General features: G+C 44.9%; 15 protein-coding genes and 2 pseudogenes. 10 read left to right on the top strand and 7 right to left on the bottom strand.

All coding sequences use genetic code 11. The features are described from left to right. Nucleotides 1–25 precede the first annotated feature (25 nt). Nucleotides 26–724: a calcium-binding protein gene (locus tag J7529_RS17525; RefSeq protein ID WP_318730043.1), complete on the top strand. Its 699-nt coding sequence runs from the start codon at nt 26–28 to the stop codon at nt 722–724. Between the two features lie 48 nt (nt 725–772). Here the strand turns inward: J7529_RS17525 and J7529_RS17520 are convergent, their stop codons facing one another. Continuing rightward, on the bottom strand, nt 773–2,212 hold the full coding sequence (locus tag J7529_RS17520) for an RtcB family protein (RefSeq protein ID WP_318730042.1): 1,440 nt from the start codon (nt 2,210–2,212) through the stop codon (nt 773–775). A 128-nt stretch (nt 2,213–2,340) separates the two neighbouring features. Beyond that, complete coding sequence (locus tag J7529_RS17515; RefSeq protein WP_318730041.1) at nt 2,341–2,481, bottom strand: hypothetical protein; 141 nt, start codon at nt 2,479–2,481, stop codon at nt 2,341–2,343. A gap of 14 nt (nt 2,482–2,495) precedes the next feature. Here J7529_RS17515 and J7529_RS24800 point away from each other — a divergent pair. The 4 genes and pseudogenes from J7529_RS24800 (at nt 2,496) to J7529_RS17500 (ending at nt 6,657) form a co-directional block, all read left to right on the top strand. Continuing rightward, nucleotides 2,496–2,771, top strand: a pseudogene (locus J7529_RS24800) (type II toxin-antitoxin system RelE/ParE family toxin). Then, the gene (locus J7529_RS17510; protein ID WP_318730040.1) at nt 2,761–2,895 is read left to right on the top strand and encodes a hypothetical protein; all 135 of its coding nucleotides are present in this window, start codon (nt 2,761–2,763) and stop codon (nt 2,893–2,895) included. The pseudogene J7529_RS24800 and the gene J7529_RS17510 overlap by 11 nt, the downstream one beginning before the upstream one ends. Nucleotides 2,896–2,988: 93 nt before the next feature. Next, complete coding sequence (locus tag J7529_RS17505) at nt 2,989–4,575, top strand: serine/threonine-protein kinase (RefSeq protein ID WP_318730039.1); 1,587 nt, start codon at nt 2,989–2,991, stop codon at nt 4,573–4,575. 6 nt (nt 4,576–4,581) lie between these two features. Next, nucleotides 4,582–6,657 (top strand): bifunctional serine/threonine-protein kinase/formylglycine-generating enzyme family protein, encoded by a 2,076-nt coding sequence (locus J7529_RS17500; protein ID WP_318730038.1) that lies wholly within the window; start codon nt 4,582–4,584, stop codon nt 6,655–6,657. Nucleotides 6,658–6,863: 206 nt separating this feature from the next. Here the strand turns inward: J7529_RS17500 and J7529_RS17495 are convergent, their stop codons facing one another. Beyond that, complete coding sequence (locus J7529_RS17495) at nt 6,864–7,058, bottom strand: hypothetical protein (RefSeq protein ID WP_318730037.1); 195 nt, start codon at nt 7,056–7,058, stop codon at nt 6,864–6,866. Between the two features lie 60 nt (nt 7,059–7,118). After that, nucleotides 7,119–7,802, bottom strand: coding sequence for an Imm8 family immunity protein (locus J7529_RS17490; RefSeq protein ID WP_318730036.1), 684 nt, complete (start codon nt 7,800–7,802; stop codon nt 7,119–7,121). Nucleotides 7,803–7,865: 63 nt separating this feature from the next. Here J7529_RS17490 and J7529_RS17485 point away from each other — a divergent pair, with 63 nt between their 5' ends. Next, a complete protein-coding gene (locus J7529_RS17485; RefSeq protein ID WP_318730035.1) occupies nt 7,866–8,972 on the top strand; it encodes a pentapeptide repeat-containing protein in 1,107 nt (368 codons plus the stop codon). Nucleotides 8,973–9,500: 528 nt separating this feature from the next. Beyond that, the gene (locus tag J7529_RS17480; protein ID WP_318730034.1) at nt 9,501–9,836 is read left to right on the top strand and encodes a DUF4870 domain-containing protein; all 336 of its coding nucleotides are present in this window, start codon (nt 9,501–9,503) and stop codon (nt 9,834–9,836) included. A 1-nt stretch (nt 9,837) separates the two neighbouring features. Here the strand turns inward: J7529_RS17480 and J7529_RS17475 are convergent, their stop codons facing one another. The 3 genes from J7529_RS17475 to rimO form a co-directional block, all read right to left on the bottom strand. Continuing rightward, nucleotides 9,838–10,290 (bottom strand): hypothetical protein, encoded by a 453-nt coding sequence (locus J7529_RS17475; protein WP_271939816.1) that lies wholly within the window; start codon nt 10,288–10,290, stop codon nt 9,838–9,840. Nucleotides 10,291–10,332: 42 nt separating this feature from the next. Beyond that, nucleotides 10,333–11,769 (bottom strand): DEAD/DEAH box helicase, encoded by a 1,437-nt coding sequence (locus tag J7529_RS17470; RefSeq protein WP_318730033.1) that lies wholly within the window; start codon nt 11,767–11,769, stop codon nt 10,333–10,335. A gap of 94 nt (nt 11,770–11,863) precedes the next feature. Further along, nucleotides 11,864–13,186: a 30S ribosomal protein S12 methylthiotransferase RimO gene (gene rimO / locus J7529_RS17465; protein ID WP_413038915.1), complete on the bottom strand. Its 1,323-nt coding sequence runs from the start codon at nt 13,184–13,186 to the stop codon at nt 11,864–11,866. A gap of 406 nt (nt 13,187–13,592) precedes the next feature. Between rimO and J7529_RS17460 the strand changes: the two genes are divergently transcribed. The 3 genes and pseudogenes from J7529_RS17460 to J7529_RS24795 all read left to right on the top strand — a co-directional run bounded on the left by J7529_RS17460 (nt 13,593) and on the right by J7529_RS24795 (nt 16,594). Further along, nucleotides 13,593–14,276, top strand: a complete 684-nt coding sequence (locus J7529_RS17460) for a Crp/Fnr family transcriptional regulator (RefSeq protein WP_413038914.1) — start codon at nt 13,593–13,595, stop codon at nt 14,274–14,276. Between the two features lie 41 nt (nt 14,277–14,317). Next, on the top strand, nt 14,318–16,117 hold the full coding sequence (locus J7529_RS17455; protein ID WP_318730030.1) for a M61 family metallopeptidase: 1,800 nt from the start codon (nt 14,318–14,320) through the stop codon (nt 16,115–16,117). Between the two features lie 167 nt (nt 16,118–16,284). Then, a pseudogene (locus J7529_RS24795) lies at nt 16,285–16,594 on the top strand (hypothetical protein). Nucleotides 16,595–16,796 lie beyond the last annotated feature (202 nt).

The following is a 16,796-nucleotide window of genomic DNA, read 5'->3' as shown; positions in this document are numbered from 1 at the left end:
CTGTTGGTAGTGAGGAGGTATATCTATGGCAACCATTACAGGAACCCCTTTCAATGATCTTCTCGGTGGAACACCCTTTTCCGATCTGATTTTAGGTTTGGAGGGTAATGATAGCCTCTATGGTGTTGATGATAACGATCAAATCTATGGAAACCAAGGCGTAGACCTGATTTCAGCAAATCGAGGCGATGATGTGGTTTTTGGTGGCCAAGGGAATGATGTGATCTTTGGAGGGCAAAATAACGATCGCATTTTTGGTAACCGAGGAGACGATCAGATTAATGGGAACCGGGATGAAGACCAGATTTATGGGGGACAGGGAAATGATATCCTCCGAGGAGGTCAAGGAAATGACCAATTATTCGGGGATTTTGGGGATGATATTCTCTATGGTGATAATGGCAGCGATACGGTAACTGGAGGCGCAGGCAATGATATTTTTGTTATTGGTGCCTCTGTGACTCCGAATGCTCGCACGACAGGAGGCCGTCGCTTGGAAGATGCGGATGTATTTACAGATTTCCGTATGGGGGAAGATCTGATTGGTTTAACCAATGGTTTGCGCTTTGAGGATTTGAATATCTCGCCGGGAAGTGGCAATCAGACGATTATTCAGGATATGCAAACCGGGGAGTTTCTGGTCATTGTTGAAGGGGTTAATTCGACCCAGTTGAGTGCGGCCAATTTCCGGACAGTACCGGGTCAATTTACAATTTGGGTTTAGGGAGAGCGATCGCCCCTAAACCCCTTGAGCTTCAATTCTCAACCGAAATCAAGCCTTAAATGTCAGAATTGGATGCATACGAGCCACGACTTGCACTAGGCCAGCCTGTACCTGAGCATCAATGACAGGTGCGATCGGTTTATAAGCAGCCGGTGCTTCTTCAATCCGTCGTTCTTCTCGCAGGGTAATGCAATCAACCCCAGTTAACCCCAACTCATCCTCGCTTTCCTGATTTCCCTTGCGGTTTAAATCAAAGCGAGAACGCGCTCTACCAGCCCCATGGGAAGCCGAACAACACCAATCATGATTTCCTAAACCGACGAGTAGATAGGATGGCGTACCCATTGAACCGGGGATGATGACGGGCTGACCGACATGAGCGGGACATGCCCCCTTGCGAGTCACCCAGCCTTGACCTTCAGAAAGGGTGATATTGTGAGGCAAGTCGTATACCAAGGGGATCTCGAGATCGCCATACACTTGGCGCAACCGTAATCGTAGCAGTTCTGCGAGCAGTAGACGATTGACAAACGCATAATTGGCGGCTGTTGCTTCTGCTTGTAGGTAATCAGCAACGACTTCTGGATGAGCGGTTGATGAGAGGGGAAACAATCGGGATTGGGGATATTTTAGACCTGGTGTCCATAATGCTTGGGCGCGATCGCGCCATATCCCACCAATATATTTACCCACATTCCGAGAACCTGAGTGAACCATAAAAGCAAGTTGTCCTTCGCGAACTCCCCACTGATAGGCAAGTTGACGATCTTCGATGCGATCGATCCACTGCACCTCGACAAAGTGATTGCCACCGCCAATGGTTGCCAGTCCACCATCTCGAACTTGTCCTGTATCCGGAACTAATTCCTCTGGTGCCCAGCGAAGATGGCCAGTCATCGAACCTTGGAGAAAGATGCGATCGATCTCACTCGCGAGTTGATTGAGGTCTGATTGGACAATGGTTCCTGTTGGTTGATCGAGCATGGTATCTAACCAGCCAATGGTTCCATATTGAAACAGAGTCTGCATCGCTTGGGCAGTCATGGTAACATCGCGTTTACCAAAAAAGAAATCTCCTTTAACGAGTTCAACAAAGCGATCGCGCTTTGCTAAAAATTGTTCAACCGATAGATCGGCTACATGAAGCCGCATTCCACAGTTGATATCCGATCCGACAGCAGCAGGAATCACTTGCCTTGATGTTTCTACCACAGAACCAATGGCTACCCCAGCATCACCTGGGTGAAAATCAGGGGTGGCACAGATACGACTCACCCATCCTCCAGCCGGATGTTTGACTGTTGCTAAATTGGCCAGTTGCTTAAGTGCTTTTACCTCAACGGGAAAATCTTCGGGTAACAGAACTTCAGCGATCGGGGTATCGCAGGAGTCACTCCAACGCACAGAGTAGGATTGATGATTGTATTGCACATCAAGTCCCTGCCGAGCCAATGCTCGCAGAAGACGCAAAATATTCTTTGGCTGCATAAGATACCAGTCAAAAACTCAATGGTGTTTTGTTTTGAAGGGATCTTGACTGAGGTTCAGCAGCCGCAGTCAAACCTTAGACTCACTACACCTCATAGGAGTTTAGAGAGGTTGTAGAAATGTGCATTTTACAGATCCAGCACATCTTCTGATTTGATAGCACAATATGTTGTGAATCGGCAAATTTCCCAAGCGACAAAGAGGGTAATCCTTGAACTCAAGCTCAGGCGATCGCCACAGTTCCCAACTTGCGCGATCGGGGATAACATAGAATTAGAAAGGTATCAAAGATGCGTATTACTGGGTGAGTAACTATTCCCCCAGCCAAGCCAGAAGTTAGTTAGAAGGCCTCTACAAAGCAATTTTATCCCTAGAGTAAATGCCCCTCCGTTGTTCTCTTGCTTTTGAAAACAATTTTTTTGAACTAGAAATCCGGCAACTCCTCTACGGTAAAGGGAAAAACATCTACCGCATCCTTTTCACCGTAACTGAACAGACCGTGTATATCCTGCATGTGAGACATTCCGCCCAACAGCCCCTATCTCCTGATGAGGAATGATCGTTTAGTCAAGAGTATTGGGCGATCGCTCGATTTTCTGGTCATTGTTGAAGGGGTTAATTCGACCCAGTTGAGTGCGGCTAATTTCCGCACTGTACCTGGTCAATTTACGATTTGGGTTTAGGAGAATCACTGTAGAACTGTTCTAATTCTGTTAATCATTTTAAGCTATCCTAGATGGGGTATTGCATCAAGAACACCCCAAGCTATAGGACAAGTGTTAGGCGGTCACTACGAAATTGAGCAAGAATTGGGTCAAGGGGGGTTTGGCAAGACGTTTCTGGCTAGAGACCATCACCTCCCGGGTCATCCTCTGTGTGTGGTAAAGCAACTTAAAGCCCAATTGCACGGCTCCCATGCTCTGAAAGTCGCCAAGCGCTTGTTCAAAACGGAAGCTCAAACCTTACAAAGCTTGGGAGAACATCCCCAAATTCCCCGGTTGTTGGCATTTTTTGAACAAGAGGAGGAGTTTTATCTTGTCCAAGAATATATCCAGGGTCATGAGCTAACGCAGGAGATTCAAGAGGGTAGACCCTGGGATGAACGTCAAGCGATCGCCCTGTTAAGAGATATTTTGATGTCTTTAGATTTTGTCCATCAACAGGGGGTGATTCACCGGGACTTAAAACCGAGTAATATTATCCGGCGATCGCTCGATAACCAATTGGTTCTGATTGATTTTGGCGCAGTCAAGCAAACCCTCTCAGAATTAACCCCTTCAATGGATAAAAGCGCCCAGACTCCCTTATCGGTCATTGTCGGGTCTCCCAATTACATGCCCAGCGAACAGGCAATCGGTCGCCCGAAATTCAGCAGTGATATTTATGCGGTGGGGATTATTGTGATTCAAGCCCTAACGGGAGTATTGCCTAGAGACTTCCCGAAAGATCCGGAGACTGAAGAGATTCTTTGGCAACCATTGGCATCCGTGAGTTCAGGGTTAGAGGCTGTATTAGGGAAGATGGTACGCTATCATTTTGGCGATCGCTACTCCTGCGCCGCAGAAGCTCTAGAAGCCGTCAATTCCCTCTCTATTTCCCCAACTTCCCCTCCTTCTCCGATTCCCAAAGCGGAACCCGTTTCCCCTGACTCTCCCACCGTTGTGTCTTTTTCTGCTTCTATTCGTCCAGAATCATCACAACCAGTAACCTTTCAACCGATCAATCAACGCGATCAATGGGGGGGATTATGGATTTGTGAATTAGGCGTACAAGGCAAATCAATCAAACTCTATCAAGGAGATATTACTAATCTGACGGCTGATGTGATTGTTAGCTCAGACGATACTTACTTAACTATGGGGGTAGGCGTTTCTAAACAAATTCGTTCCATTGGTGGAATTGAAGTGTATAAAGAAGCCCAAACATTACAACCTTTAAAATTAGGGGCGATCGCAGCGACAACCGCAGGTTACCTATGGGCAGAGAAGATTTATCATGCAGCAGTGATGAATTTCGCTTCTGATTTGTCCATTCTTTCCCAAAATATCTATAAATCAACGATTCAACAAGCAGTGCAAACTTGCTTAGAGACGGCCAATCAAGAGGGTTTTCAAAGTATTGCATTTCCTCTACTCGGTACTGGAGTGGAGCGATTCCCTGCGATGGAAGAACTACAGATTATTTTGGCACAAATTATTCAGCAGTTCTCTGAGGGGCCCCATAGTATTAATGAAGTGACGATTGCGATGTATGACAAAGTTGCACCGATGAAAGCAATTAAAACCGTTGTAGAAAATATGGTTCAGTATCATCTGAGCGACTTACGGCTCTCTCTAGAAAGGTTCGAGTCAAATGACAGATAGGGAATAATGAGTAGGGACTGTTTTTCGGCACACACCAATACCCTATTGCCTATTGCGATTCCTGCCTATTGCCTCCTTAGTGTTCTGCGCTATTCTAGATGGGGTATTTTATTAACAACACCCCAGATTATGGGACAAGTGTTAGCAGGTCACTACCAAATTGAGCAAGAACTCGGTCAAGGGGGGTTTGGCAAAACATTTCTTGCCAGAGATCATCACCTCCCGGGTCATCCTCTGTGTGTGGTTAAGCAACTCAAACCCCAATTGGATGACCCGGATGCTCTAAAAGTCGCCAAGCGGTTGTTCACCACTGAAGCTCAAATCTTACAACGGTTGGGAGAACATCCCCAAATCCCCCGTTTGTTAGCCTTTTTTGAACAAGAGGAGGAATTTTACTTAGTTCAAGAGTATATTCAGGGTCATGAACTCGCCTCTGAGATCCGAGAGGGACAACCCTGGCAGGAAGATCGGGCGATCGCCTTGTTAAGAGATATTTTGACTCCTTTGGATTTTGTTCATCAACAGGGAGTGATTCACCGAGACTTAAAACCGAGTAATATCATCCGGCGATCGCTCGATAACCAACTGGTTCTGATTGATTTTGGTGCAGTTAAGCAAACCCTTTCCCAGGTTCACCCTTCGACTGGAAGAACGTCCCAGACTCCCGTATCGGTGATTATCGGTTCTCCCAATTACATGCCTAGCGAACAGGCGATCGGTCGTCCGAAGTTCAGTAGTGATATTTATGCCGTGGGAGTCATGGCGATTCAAGCCTTAACGGGAAAATCTTTGCCAGAACTCCCGAAAGACCCGGAGACTGAAGAGATATTATGGAAACAGTTCGCCTCCGTGAGGAAGGAGTTTGAGGAAGTTTTAGGGAAAATGGTCTGCTATCATTTCGGCGATCGCTATTCCTACGGAGCAGAAGCCCTAGAAGCCATAAACGCCCTCTCATCTCCCTTAATTTCCAAACCTCCTCCGATTGCTGAACCGAATCCTCTCAGAAACTTGCAACCTGAAGAAACCCATCCTATTTTTCCTGCTGCCATTGCCCCAGATAATCCCACACTTATTACCGAACTAGATTTATCTCCTGCTCCCATTTCTAACATTCCAAAACGCTCAACATTTAACGTTGAAGTCGTTAAAAATTCTGACTTAACTGCACCTGAGTTTGAATTATCGTCAGCCAAGACTAACCCTGATGATCCCACAGAAATTTCTCAGCACGAGGAGGACTTACAAAAATTCTCTAATCATGAACTGCCAAAATGCTCAACATTTAACTTTGAAGTCGTTACTGTTAATCATCGTGGAGAAGTCCTTGAGCGCCAGAATTGCCAAGCCCAATCTTTTCAAGAAGACTTAGGGGATGGAGTTTGTTTAGAAATGGTCTCTATACCCGGAGGCACCTTTCTGATGGGTTCTCCTGGGGATGAAGACAACCAAGAATCTGATGAAAGTCCGCAACATGTAGTCACAGTTGCTCCCTTTTATTTAGGGAAATTTCAGGTTACCCAGGCCCAATGGCATAGAGTCGCCTCTTTTCCACAAATCAACCTTCGCTTAGAATCTAAGCCATCTCATTTCCAAGGAGATGATTTACCCGTTGAACAAATTTCCTGGGATGAAGTACAGGAATTTTGTTTGAGACTCTCTTCCCACACTCGACGAAACTATCGCTTACCCTCAGAAGCTCAGTGGGAATATGCCTGTCGCGCCGGAAGTACAACTCCATTTCATGTTGGTGAAACGCTAACCATTGACTTAGCCAATTACAAACTGCCTAATCCCTCAGAACGAGAGCTTAAAACTAGGGCAGTCGGAAGTTTTAACCCTAATCGATTTGGGTTGTATGATATGCATGGTAATGTCTGGGAATGGTGCAATGACCACTGGCACAACACCTACAATCTTGCACCCAATAACGGAGAATCTTGGTTATCTGGCGATCAACCGGAATTAAAAGTCATACGTGGGGGTTCTTGGAGTAATCAGTTGCTCAATTGCCGTTCGGCTCATCGTAATATGTTGTGGGCGAACTATCGAGGTAATACGTTTGGCTTTCGGATAGCGATATAGGGCTACGCGCAGTAATGGGTAATGGTAGATTCGTTATCCATTCAGGAAGCAAGATTAAGGGTTTATCTTGCCCCATAAAGTTATCTTGAATATATTTCTGTAATCCTGATAATAACTCTCGTCTTCTTGCTGGTAAATCTCATTGTCCGGATTCAGTTCTTGTGGCACTCCTCTCTTCTCAATGGTAACAAAGCCGCCATCATCGGTCATGGGAACCCAGAAACCACTGGCTTTATAGCACTTTGCGCTAGGGAATAGGGAATAGGGAATAGGGTTGTGGTATATGGCTTTAAGGATTCAATACTGTCCCTCATAGCAGCGCAAAGCGCTGTATGATAGCGCAGGACTAAGCCTCGTTCGTTATCTTCTTTACCGCTCGTTTCGGCTAGAGCGCGAGCCATTCAATCTTCATCAATAAAATTGTCATCATCAAAAAGAGTATTGTCATCGTAATCATCATACTAGTTATCTCTAAAGACAGCAGATAAAAGCGAGACACAATTATCCCAACTTCTCCTTCGGCAAGACTTAACAATATCAGAAACAAATTTGTAGAATTGATTCCATTCATAGTTCTCTATTATCAAGAAAGCTGTTTCTTTGATAACAACATAATCTTTCCAAGTCTCGTTTAACTGTGTTTGGAAGCCCTTCGGAGTCGCTACGACAAAATAAAAAGTGACCTTTTCTTCTCTATTTTGAGCGCCAACCGTTAACTGCATTGGTAAGTAAACCTCATCTGTTTGCGCTGGTTTCCATCTAGAAAGTAGGGCGACTTCTGGAGAAAATAAATTTTTAATTTCTAGCTGAACTTGGGGCGGATCGCTATCCTTAATTTCTTCCCCTTCAAAAGCCAAAATAAACTCAGTTCCGGGTTCAATATTAGCTTCGCCCAAGGTGAGATCGTAATCCATCACTTTCCGATCTTCTTCGCGAATTGCGAAACACATTTTACCAATTAGATCTTCCCTTTCAGCGAAGGAGTTATGGCTTGTCGTTCCAGCCAAAGCGTTATGGAAATCGCATAATTCTCTGAATGTCATCGAAAGAGGAAACCTTGTCCCTTGGCATAGAGCAATATCCTCAGCATTTCGCAAATTGATAATAACCCCTGGTTTGCGGTAAACACAATTATCATAATTCATAGAAGTGGCGTTTTTATGGTATAATTATATTCTCTATATTTTTATATTTTAGCGGATAACACTATGGATGTCAAAGAACTAAGAGAACGTTATGGAGATGGAGAAAGAGATTTTGTCGGAGTTGACTTAACTGAGGCTGATCTACAAGGGTTTGATTTAAGAGGAGCGCAATTCCAAGAAGCAAATCTGGAACATGCAAATCTGGAACATGCAAATTTAGATCGGTGCAATCTTCAGGGATCTAACTTAACGTGTGCTAACTTGAGCAGAGCTAGTTTAAAGGAAGTCAATTTACAAGAGGCGAACGCTGAGGAAGTTCGTTTAAGTGATGCCAATCTAACTAATTCAGATCTCAATGACGCTCAAATGTATAGAGCAGATCTCGATGATGCTAACTTGACTAACTGCAATTTAACGGGAGCTAATTTGAGCGAAGCTAATTTAATCAAGACCGATCTAACTGGATCTAATCTAGAAGAAACGTTTTTAGTTGACTCAAGTTGGAGAAAGGCAAAAAACTTGGAACTCACCAATATAGAACAATCGGTTTGGAAGAAAAGAATAATGAGTATTGAAGAATTAATTGCTAGACATGGGAGAGGAGAAAGAATGTTTTCTGGAATTAATTTGTGGTTTGATTCTTATGACAAAGAGGTAGATTTTAAAGATTTTGATTTGAGTGATTCCAATTTTAAGTATGTCAATAATGATGATTTAGAGTCCTTATTCCAGTTCGGTGAAGGGATGAACTTAAGTGGAGTTAATTTTAGTTTTATGGATTTAGAACGAGTTGAAATTAATCGAGTAAATTTGAGAGGAGCGAATCTCAAAAGAACAACTTTATGGGAATCAGCAATAAAAGAGTCGGATTTGAGAGAAGTTAATTTAAGTAATGCTCTTTGGTATGATATTGGTTTTTACGGTGCCAATTTAACCAGAGCTGATTTTACTAAAGCGAAAATGCATGATGTTTATTTTTCTCGGGTCAATTTTAGTGGTGTCGATTTTACAGCATCTACTTTTACTAAAATGGAAATGAATGACATTAATTTTTCTTACATTAATTTAAACGGTATTAAAATACCAGGGAGCATTTATACAGACAATTTGAAGCTCGAAGATCGACTCCTAAGAATCTTAAAAGATGGTAATTGTTTGGACTCTATCTAATATTACAGCGCTTTGCTTGCCTTATGAGGGACAGTGTTGAACCCTCAAAGCTATGTACCAAAAGCCTATTCCCTATTTCTTATTCCCTAGGGCAAAGCGCTATAAATCCTTAAATGTTTGCTATAGATAAAGGGAATAAGATAAAGTCTCATCTCAGGTCCGGGTAATCCATTGAAATAAAGTAGCGCTTAGGGTGGGCAGGACATAGAGTTGTCGCAGTTGAATCAATAGTGGACTTCTCCTGCTCACCCTACGATGATTGGCAATTATAGCGGTTTAATCGGACTTGATATCATCTGGCGATCGCCACTAGATCCGCTTTGACTACATCAACCACCGCATCTTCAAAAACCTTAAATTCTAATTGTACGGGCTATAACACGTTGCTCTAAGCTCCTTGCATCCTAGCCAAGACCTTCTCTGCTATACAACCATCTCATTCTTCATGAGCAGACGGTAATCCGTATGGAAGCTGATTGAGGGCATTGATTACTATGAATGTAGAAATTCAAGTCAGTGGAGAGAATAATGTACGATCCAGATAAGCGCAAGTTACTTTCTGCTCTGTGTCAAGGCTCTATTTTCTTTAGTTTATTGTGGGTTTCGGTGGGAGTACCGATCGCCATTTCTGTGATCTCCGACGATCCGGTTGTCAAGCAGAATGCCAAAGAGTCCCTCAATTTCCACTTTAATGTCTGGTTATACGAAATCATTTTTGGCGTACTCACCATTGTGTTAATTGGTTGGCCTTTGTTGGGACTATTGCAAATTATGAGTGTGATCTTACCCGTTTTGGCGATCGCCCATTGCCTAAGCCAACCCGAAACATCCTATCGCTATCCCTTTATCTTTCGCCTGCTCTAAATTAACTCAAATAGGCCATCATCCAACCCACGATTAAGCCTAAAACAGAGGTGATGGCTAAAATAAAAAAGGCTTGCCACTCCGTAAACCCTAACGTTTGTAAATCTAGGCGAGCCAATGCCCCCGAACACAGCAGAACAAAGCCCCGATAAAACACATGAATTCGGGATAAAATTAACACAGAGAAAAAGCCCAGAGTCACCACTCCTAACAATAACCCTAAATCACTTTGAAATCCCTTCACCATCCCCTCTTTGAGTTGCCGTAAAGGAGCCGTGAGCAAAGCCGTAAAACTCAGCGCTAATAGGGTTGCCAGAATCCAAAGACGAACCTCCGCCGAGAATGACGGAGGTTCATCTAACCAATTCAGAGGGGGCAGGGCTGCCGCAAAACTGGTATAAGAAATTAATAAGATGGCCAGGGAGGGCCAGGGTAGCTTCTGAACTATTTTCAACCTAAGCCTCCCTGATTGTACTGTGACTACTGAACTGCTGGTTTAGGATTGTTCACTCGCTCCAACCCGGTCTTCGCGCTTATCACGCATGGAAGATGCATTCCGATTCCGTTTAGCCAGCTTCGGCTTAGGAGTACTGTATTTAACATCATCTTCCGTGGCATCATAGTCGGTTTGTGCCCAAGCGGGACGAGTGGTATCATAAGCCATTTGCAGAGCAGCAGCGGCGATCGCATGGGGTTCATAGCCCTCTTCACTCAACCTGGCAACTAAAGGCAAGAATGAAGCCATTCTCTCCCCAGTTACGGCATCACTGACTTGATCTTGCAGACGGTCAATATGACGAGCCTCGATCTGGGCGCGAGTTGGAATCCGATTCACGGTTAACCGTTGACGAATATACCGTTCAATCTGAGTCAGTTTACGGCGCTCAAAGGATTGTACCAAGCAAATCGCCGTACCATCCTTACCTGCACGTCCCGTCCGCCCGATACGGTGGACATAATTTTCCAGGTTATCCGGTAAATCGTAGTTAATCACATGGGACAGGTCGTCCACATGCAAGCCTCGCGCTGCAATATCAGTTGCCACGACCCAACGCACCTGGCGATGGCGGAAGCGAGTCATTAAGCGCTCCCGTTGGGATTGGCTCAAATCCCCATGATACTCATCCACACTATAGCCAGCCGATTGCAGTTGACTGGTCAACTCAGCCGCTTGGCGACGAGTACGCACAAAAATAATCGCTGAATCCGGGCTTTCCATTTCCAGAATCGGTTGCAGTGCCCGTTGTTTTGTCCATCCGCGCGGAATCATATAAGCAATTTGTTCAATATGAACCGGAGCAGCTTTGGGTTGTTCAACGGTTACCGTAATCGGTGATTTCAGGAACCGTTGCACTAAACTACGAATAGAGGGGGGCATGGTAGCGGAGAAACAGGCCGTTTGTCTCTCTGTGGGCACTTGGGAGAGGATTTTCTCCACATCTTGAATAAAGCCCATATTCAACATTTCATCGGCTTCATCCAAAACCACCCAAGAGAGGTCTTGGAGGGTTAACTCCTTGCGCTCAAGCAGATCGATCACCCGTCCTGGGGTTCCTACTACAATATGCACTCCACTTCTGAGCCGTTGGATCTGGCGCTCAATGGACTGCCCACCATAAATAGCGGTCACCCGAATCCGTTTATCTCCGGTTAGATCGCGAATGGCTTTGCGGACTTGTTCAGCTAATTCCCGCGTTGGGGTCAGAATTAAAGCTTGGGGGTTGCGCTGTTCAAGATTGAGCCGCTCTAAAATCGGCAGAGCAAAGGTCGCGGTTTTACCCGTTCCCGTTTGCGCTTGGCCAACCACATCTTGATTCTGAAGCAAATGGGGAATGGCTTTGGTTTGAATTTCTGTGGGTTCAACAAACCCAATGCTTTCTAGGTATTGGGCACGATTGTCAGAAATTCCGAGTTCTTGAAATGAAACAGTCATTAATACTCCTTAATATGAGTGGAAATTTTAAGTCCGATGTCAGCGTAATTTACACAGCCATGGGACAGTTATCGATCGCAGTTGAGGTCTGGCTCTAAACTTGATCGCCATAGAGGTCATAAGCATCCGCATCTGTAATCTTGACGGAAATCAGTTTTCCTAGGGGTTCCGAATTTCCTTGGGGTCTGACGTACACAACACCATCGACTTCTGGAGCAAATCGGGCACAGCGACCGATTAAATTTTGGGTGTCTGGGAAACTTCCTTCAACCAGCACATCGACGGTTTTACCGATTTCAGCCTGATTTCGGCTCAGGGAAATGGGTTGTTGTCGCTCCATTAGGTGATTGCGGCGCTCTTCTTTGACCGGTTCCGGAACTGGGTTGTCAAAGCCAGAAGCGGGGGCTTCTTCTTCGGGAGAAAAGGCAAATACGCCAACATGATCGAATTGATGACGATCTACAAAGTCACACAAGTGATCGAAGTGGGTTTGGGTTTCACCCGGAAAACCAACAATAAAGGTGGTTCGGAAGACTCCGTTAGGGATCGCTTGTTTCAGGTTTTCGATAATTTGGTCGTTGACCTGACCTTGCCAAGGGCGATTCATAGCCCGAAGAATATCTGGATGGGAGTGTTGCAGAGGTAAATCGAGATAAGGCAGAATATTGGGGGTTTCTCGGATAGCGGCAACTACTTCTGGGCTAAAGCCAGTCGGATAGGTATAGTGCATCCGAATCCAAGGAACATCGACCTGTCCAAGTGCCCTCAGCAGTTGAGCCAGTTGGGGTTTCCCGTAAAGGTCGGCTCCATAGTTGGTGGTAATTTGGGAAATCAAGACGAGTTCTTGAACCCCTTCATCTGCTAATTTTTGGGCTTCAGCAACGATGGATTCGATGGGGCGCGATCGCTGCTTTCCACGCAAGTGGGGAATGATGCAAAACGCGCATTTATAATCACATCCTTCGGCAATTCTCAGATAGGCAACCCCTTCGGTGGTTGTCCGATAGCGAGGGGTTTGGTCATCGGCGATGTAGGTTGGATTGGCGGAAACTGCGATCGGGCGATCGCCGCCTTGCACCTGTTCCATCACCTCCACTATTTTATGATAGTCCCCTGTTCCGACGACTGCTACCGCTTCCGGTAGGGCATCGAGGAGATCTTCTTGATAGTGTTGGGCCATACAGCCCGTAATCACAATTTTTTTATCAGCCTCTGCTAGTTCGACGAGGGTTTGAACCGATTCTTGTCGAGACTCTTGGATAAAACTACAGGTGTTAACAATGACATAATCGGCTAACTCTTCGTTTGAATCAACGCCGTAGCCTGCTTGAACGAGCAAACCGAGCATATGTTCGGTGTCAATTCGGTTTTTTTCACAGCCCAAGTGGGCGATCGCAATTGTTGGCTTATTGCCCATGGAGTTTTTCATTCAGTGGATCGCTTCGGTTGAGACTAAGCTGGTAAAGCCAAAAATGCTTTGCTGTTGTCTCTCACCTGTTGGAAATGCACCGCTTTTGTGCCGCTCGATCCACTCAATGAGTTGTCCTCGGCCCTTGACGGCGACTTTAAGGATTATCCTAGCGCAAATTTGAAGTTTTGCAACATTCCTACACATTTTTAGATAATCTGGGCGACCCCTCATACTTGATTCCATCGCCTCGTGCTGCCCACCAACCGATAGAATTAATTAGGATAGAACGACTGCTACTCAGATTGTCTCTAGCCCAATTTAGCCAATCAGCAGTCAACTCCATCCTGTCCTTCCCCACCCCTGGGTCTACCTCTAACCCCTTCCGTTAAGCTTAACGCCAACACCTTTCATGTTGACTACTGAAGAATTTAGTGAACGATTTCCCCTATTCAATACCGCCAACCCGGAGACCCTCGATCGCCTATTGTCTATTGCCCAAGAGCATGAATATCCTGCCCAACGAGCGGTGTTAATGGAAGATGCTTGGGGAAATGCGGTGTTTTTTATTGTATCGGGTTGGGTCAAAGTCCGCCGTCTGTCCGATAAAAATGATATGACGATCGCTGTTCTCGGCCCGGGTAACTTTTTTGGAGAAATGGCGATTTTAGATGAATCTCCCCGCTCCACTGATGTTATTGCCCTTTGTCCGGTTACCTTGATGAGCGTATCAGCCCAGCGATTTATTCAAGCTCTGTTTAATGATTCCCAGCTCCATCATCGCATGTTGCAGTTGATGGTTCGCCGTCTGCGGCAAAATAATGTTCGCTTTCAACTGCGAAACCAACCGCCTGCCGTTAAACTGGCCAATACTCTGATTCGGTTAGCCGAAGAGTATGGACTCGACACTCAACGAGGAGTAGTCATTTTTAATGTTGCCTTTCAAGATTTAGCGGATGTCTCGGATATCGGCTTACAAGAAACTCAGAAAATTATGGAAAAGTTGCAAGAAAAAAAATGGATTGCGATCCATACTGAAGAAAACCGATTGTGTTTAATTAACAAAAAGCAACTCAACCATTTAGCCGGAATGGGTTAATTCAATTTCCTGATGTCTATTTTTATCTGTTCTTAACGACTATGACTCAAACCTCTATCCCTCAACCGACGCGCTCTGATGAGCATCAAGTGGCGATCGCCTATCAAGTGGCTATGCCCCAGCCGAGCAACCACCTCTATGACGTTACCCTCAGTATTTCCGGTTGGCAAGCTGACCACCTTGACCTCCTATTTCCGGTTTGGAGTCCTGGTTCATACTTGGTTCGAGAATATGCTAAGAATTTACAAGAATTTCAAGTTCATGACTTAGAACAAAGTTCTTTGGTTTATCACAAAAAGAGTAAAAACCATTGGCAAATTAAGACAGAAAATACTTCAGATGTTTTCGTGTTTTATCGCATCTATGCCAATGAACTCACCGTTCGCACCAGCCATTTAGATAGCTCCCATGCCTATTTTAATGGGACTTGCCTGTTTTTCCAGGTACTTGGCATGGAACAACAACCCATTCAGGTAAAAATCCTCGTTCCGGATACGACTTGGAAGATTAGTACTGCCCTCCCGAAAGTTGGGCGAGAGAGTGCTATTTTTCAAGCCAACAACTTCGATCACCTCCTCGATAGCCCCTTTGAAATTGGAACCCATGCTATCTATTATTTCCAAACCCTAAACAAAACCCATGAATTAGCCGTTTGGGGCCAAGGAAATCTTCCCGCAGAAAGTGCCATTAATGATATTGAAAAAATTATTGAAGTTGAATCCGAACTCTTTGGCGGACTCCCCTACGATCGCTATCTTTTTATCCTCCACCTGGCTCGCAGTCGAGGCGGACTCGAACACAAAGATTCTTGCTCTTTGATTTTCGACCGCTTTAGTTTTCGCGAACGGGAAAAATACGCCTCATTCATGCAACTGGTTGCCCATGAGTTTTTCCACCTTTGGAATGTCAAACGGTTGCGCCCCAGCGGACTAGAAACCTATGACTACACCCAAGAAAATTATACCTCATCTCTGTGGTTTTGTGAAGGAGCAACCTCCTATTATGACCTGGTAATTCCCTTGCGAGCAGGCATTTATGACGCTCGACATTTTTTGAACGAATTGAGCAAGGAAATCACCCGCTATCAAAATACCCCCGGTCGTTGGATTCAACCCCTACATGAATCGAGTTTTGACGCTTGGATTAAGCTCTATCGCTCCGATGCCAATAGCCGTAATAATCAAATGTCCTATTACCTCAAAGGCGAGTTGGTGTCCTTGATTCTCGATTTAATGATTCGCGCTCATCATCAAAACCGGCGATCGCTCGATGATGTGATGGCACAAATGTGGGACAATTTTGGCAAAACGGAAACCGGTTATACCCCGCAGCAACTGCTCTCCACCATTGAATCCGTTGCCCATATGTCCTTAGAAGACTTCTTCTATAAAGCCCTCGATACCACCGAAGATCTGCCGTTTAACACTTATCTGAAACCCTTTGGTTTACAACTCAAAGCTGAAATTAAATCACCGGATATTCCCCACCTCGGAATCACCGTTAGAGCAGAACAGGGACGGAATCGGGTTAAATATGTCGAGAGCCATTCTCCTGCCTATACTATCGGCATTGATCCGGGAGATGAGCTATTAGCCTTAGACGGGTTGCGAGTCAGTGCAGATGACTTGAGCGATCGCTTAAAAGATTATAATCCTGGAGATTCGATGACCCTAACTCTCTTCCATGGAGATGAACTCAAAACTGTAACCGTCACCTTAGCCGAACCTAAGCCTACGTCTTATTATCTGACTCCTTTACCTAATCCTTTATCCCTGCAACTGAAAAACTTTGAAGGGTGGCTAGGAGTGCCTTTGAAAACTGTCTTTAGCAACGGGGGATAAGTGAATCAGATTTGGGTTGGAACAGCTAAATTTTTATTTTGAGGGAATTCCCATAAAATGCTTTAAAAATCGGCGCTATAGCATCAAAAATAGTTTTCCATTACCGATTACTCCACGAAGTGCTGTATTAGAATAGAAACAAGCCTAAAACAAAAAGGAGCAAAAAAATGGCAGTTGTGCGATGGACTGATGACATGCTCGACGAACTCTCTTCGAGCGTGAGCGAAATGCGCGAAAGTATCAGTGAGCTACGGGAAAGCATTAGTGAGGTCAAAGATAGTGAGAATTACCTCACAGGCACTCTTACAAGTTGCGGCTCAACATCAACGCCATATGGAACAGATGGAAGAACGTCAAGCTGAAAGGGAAGAACGTCAAGCTAAAATGGAACAGCGACAACGTCAAGCGGAAAATGACGAGCGTTTTAATATTCTCCTTGAAGAAGTCCGTTACTTGATTCGACGCAATGATAATTAACGATAGAATAGAAACCAGTCTAAAACAAAAAGGAGCAAAAAAATGGCAGTTGTGCGATGGACTGATGAAATGCTCGACGAACTCTCTTCGAGCGTTAGCGAAATGCGCGAAGGAATTAGCGAAGTCAAAGATAGTGTAGAAGGCTTGAGAATTACCTCACAGGCACTCTTACAAGTTGCGGCTCAACATCAACGCCATATGG

This window comes from Roseofilum sp. Guam (genome assembly GCF_017746735.1).
Taxonomy (GTDB): Bacteria; Cyanobacteriota; Cyanobacteriia; order Cyanobacteriales; family Desertifilaceae; genus Roseofilum; species Roseofilum reptotaenium.
The sequence above is the reverse complement of the archived record's forward strand: the minus strand, read 5'-3'. Positions and strand labels throughout refer to the sequence as shown.

Bases quoted from the DNA above. Each gene is read 5' to 3' on its own strand.
- J7529_RS17470 (WP_318730033.1), bottom strand. From the start codon at position 11,769: ATGACTGTTTCATTTCAAGAACTCGGAATTTCTGACAATCGTGCCCAA.
- J7529_RS17510 (WP_318730040.1), top strand. From the start codon at position 2,761: ATGAGGAATGATCGTTTAGTCAAGAGTATTGGGCGATCGCTCGATTTT.
- J7529_RS17500 (WP_318730038.1), top strand. From the start codon at position 4,582: ATGAGTAGGGACTGTTTTTCGGCACACACCAATACCCTATTGCCTATT.
- J7529_RS17490 (WP_318730036.1), bottom strand. From the start codon at position 7,802: ATGAATTATGATAATTGTGTTTACCGCAAACCAGGGGTTATTATCAAT.
- J7529_RS17520 (WP_318730042.1), bottom strand. From the start codon at position 2,212: ATGCAGCCAAAGAATATTTTGCGTCTTCTGCGAGCATTGGCTCGGCAG.
- J7529_RS17485 (WP_318730035.1), top strand. From the start codon at position 7,866: ATGGATGTCAAAGAACTAAGAGAACGTTATGGAGATGGAGAAAGAGAT.
- J7529_RS17495 (WP_318730037.1), bottom strand. From the start codon at position 7,058: ATGGCTCGCGCTCTAGCCGAAACGAGCGGTAAAGAAGATAACGAACGA.
- J7529_RS17525 (WP_318730043.1), top strand. From the start codon at position 26: ATGGCAACCATTACAGGAACCCCTTTCAATGATCTTCTCGGTGGAACA.
- rimO (WP_413038915.1), bottom strand. From the start codon at position 13,186: ATGGGCAATAAGCCAACAATTGCGATCGCCCACTTGGGCTGTGAAAAA.
- J7529_RS17455 (WP_318730030.1), top strand. From the start codon at position 14,318: ATGACTCAAACCTCTATCCCTCAACCGACGCGCTCTGATGAGCATCAA.
- J7529_RS17480 (WP_318730034.1), top strand. From the start codon at position 9,501: ATGTACGATCCAGATAAGCGCAAGTTACTTTCTGCTCTGTGTCAAGGC.
- J7529_RS17515 (WP_318730041.1), bottom strand. From the start codon at position 2,481: ATGTTATCCCCGATCGCGCAAGTTGGGAACTGTGGCGATCGCCTGAGC.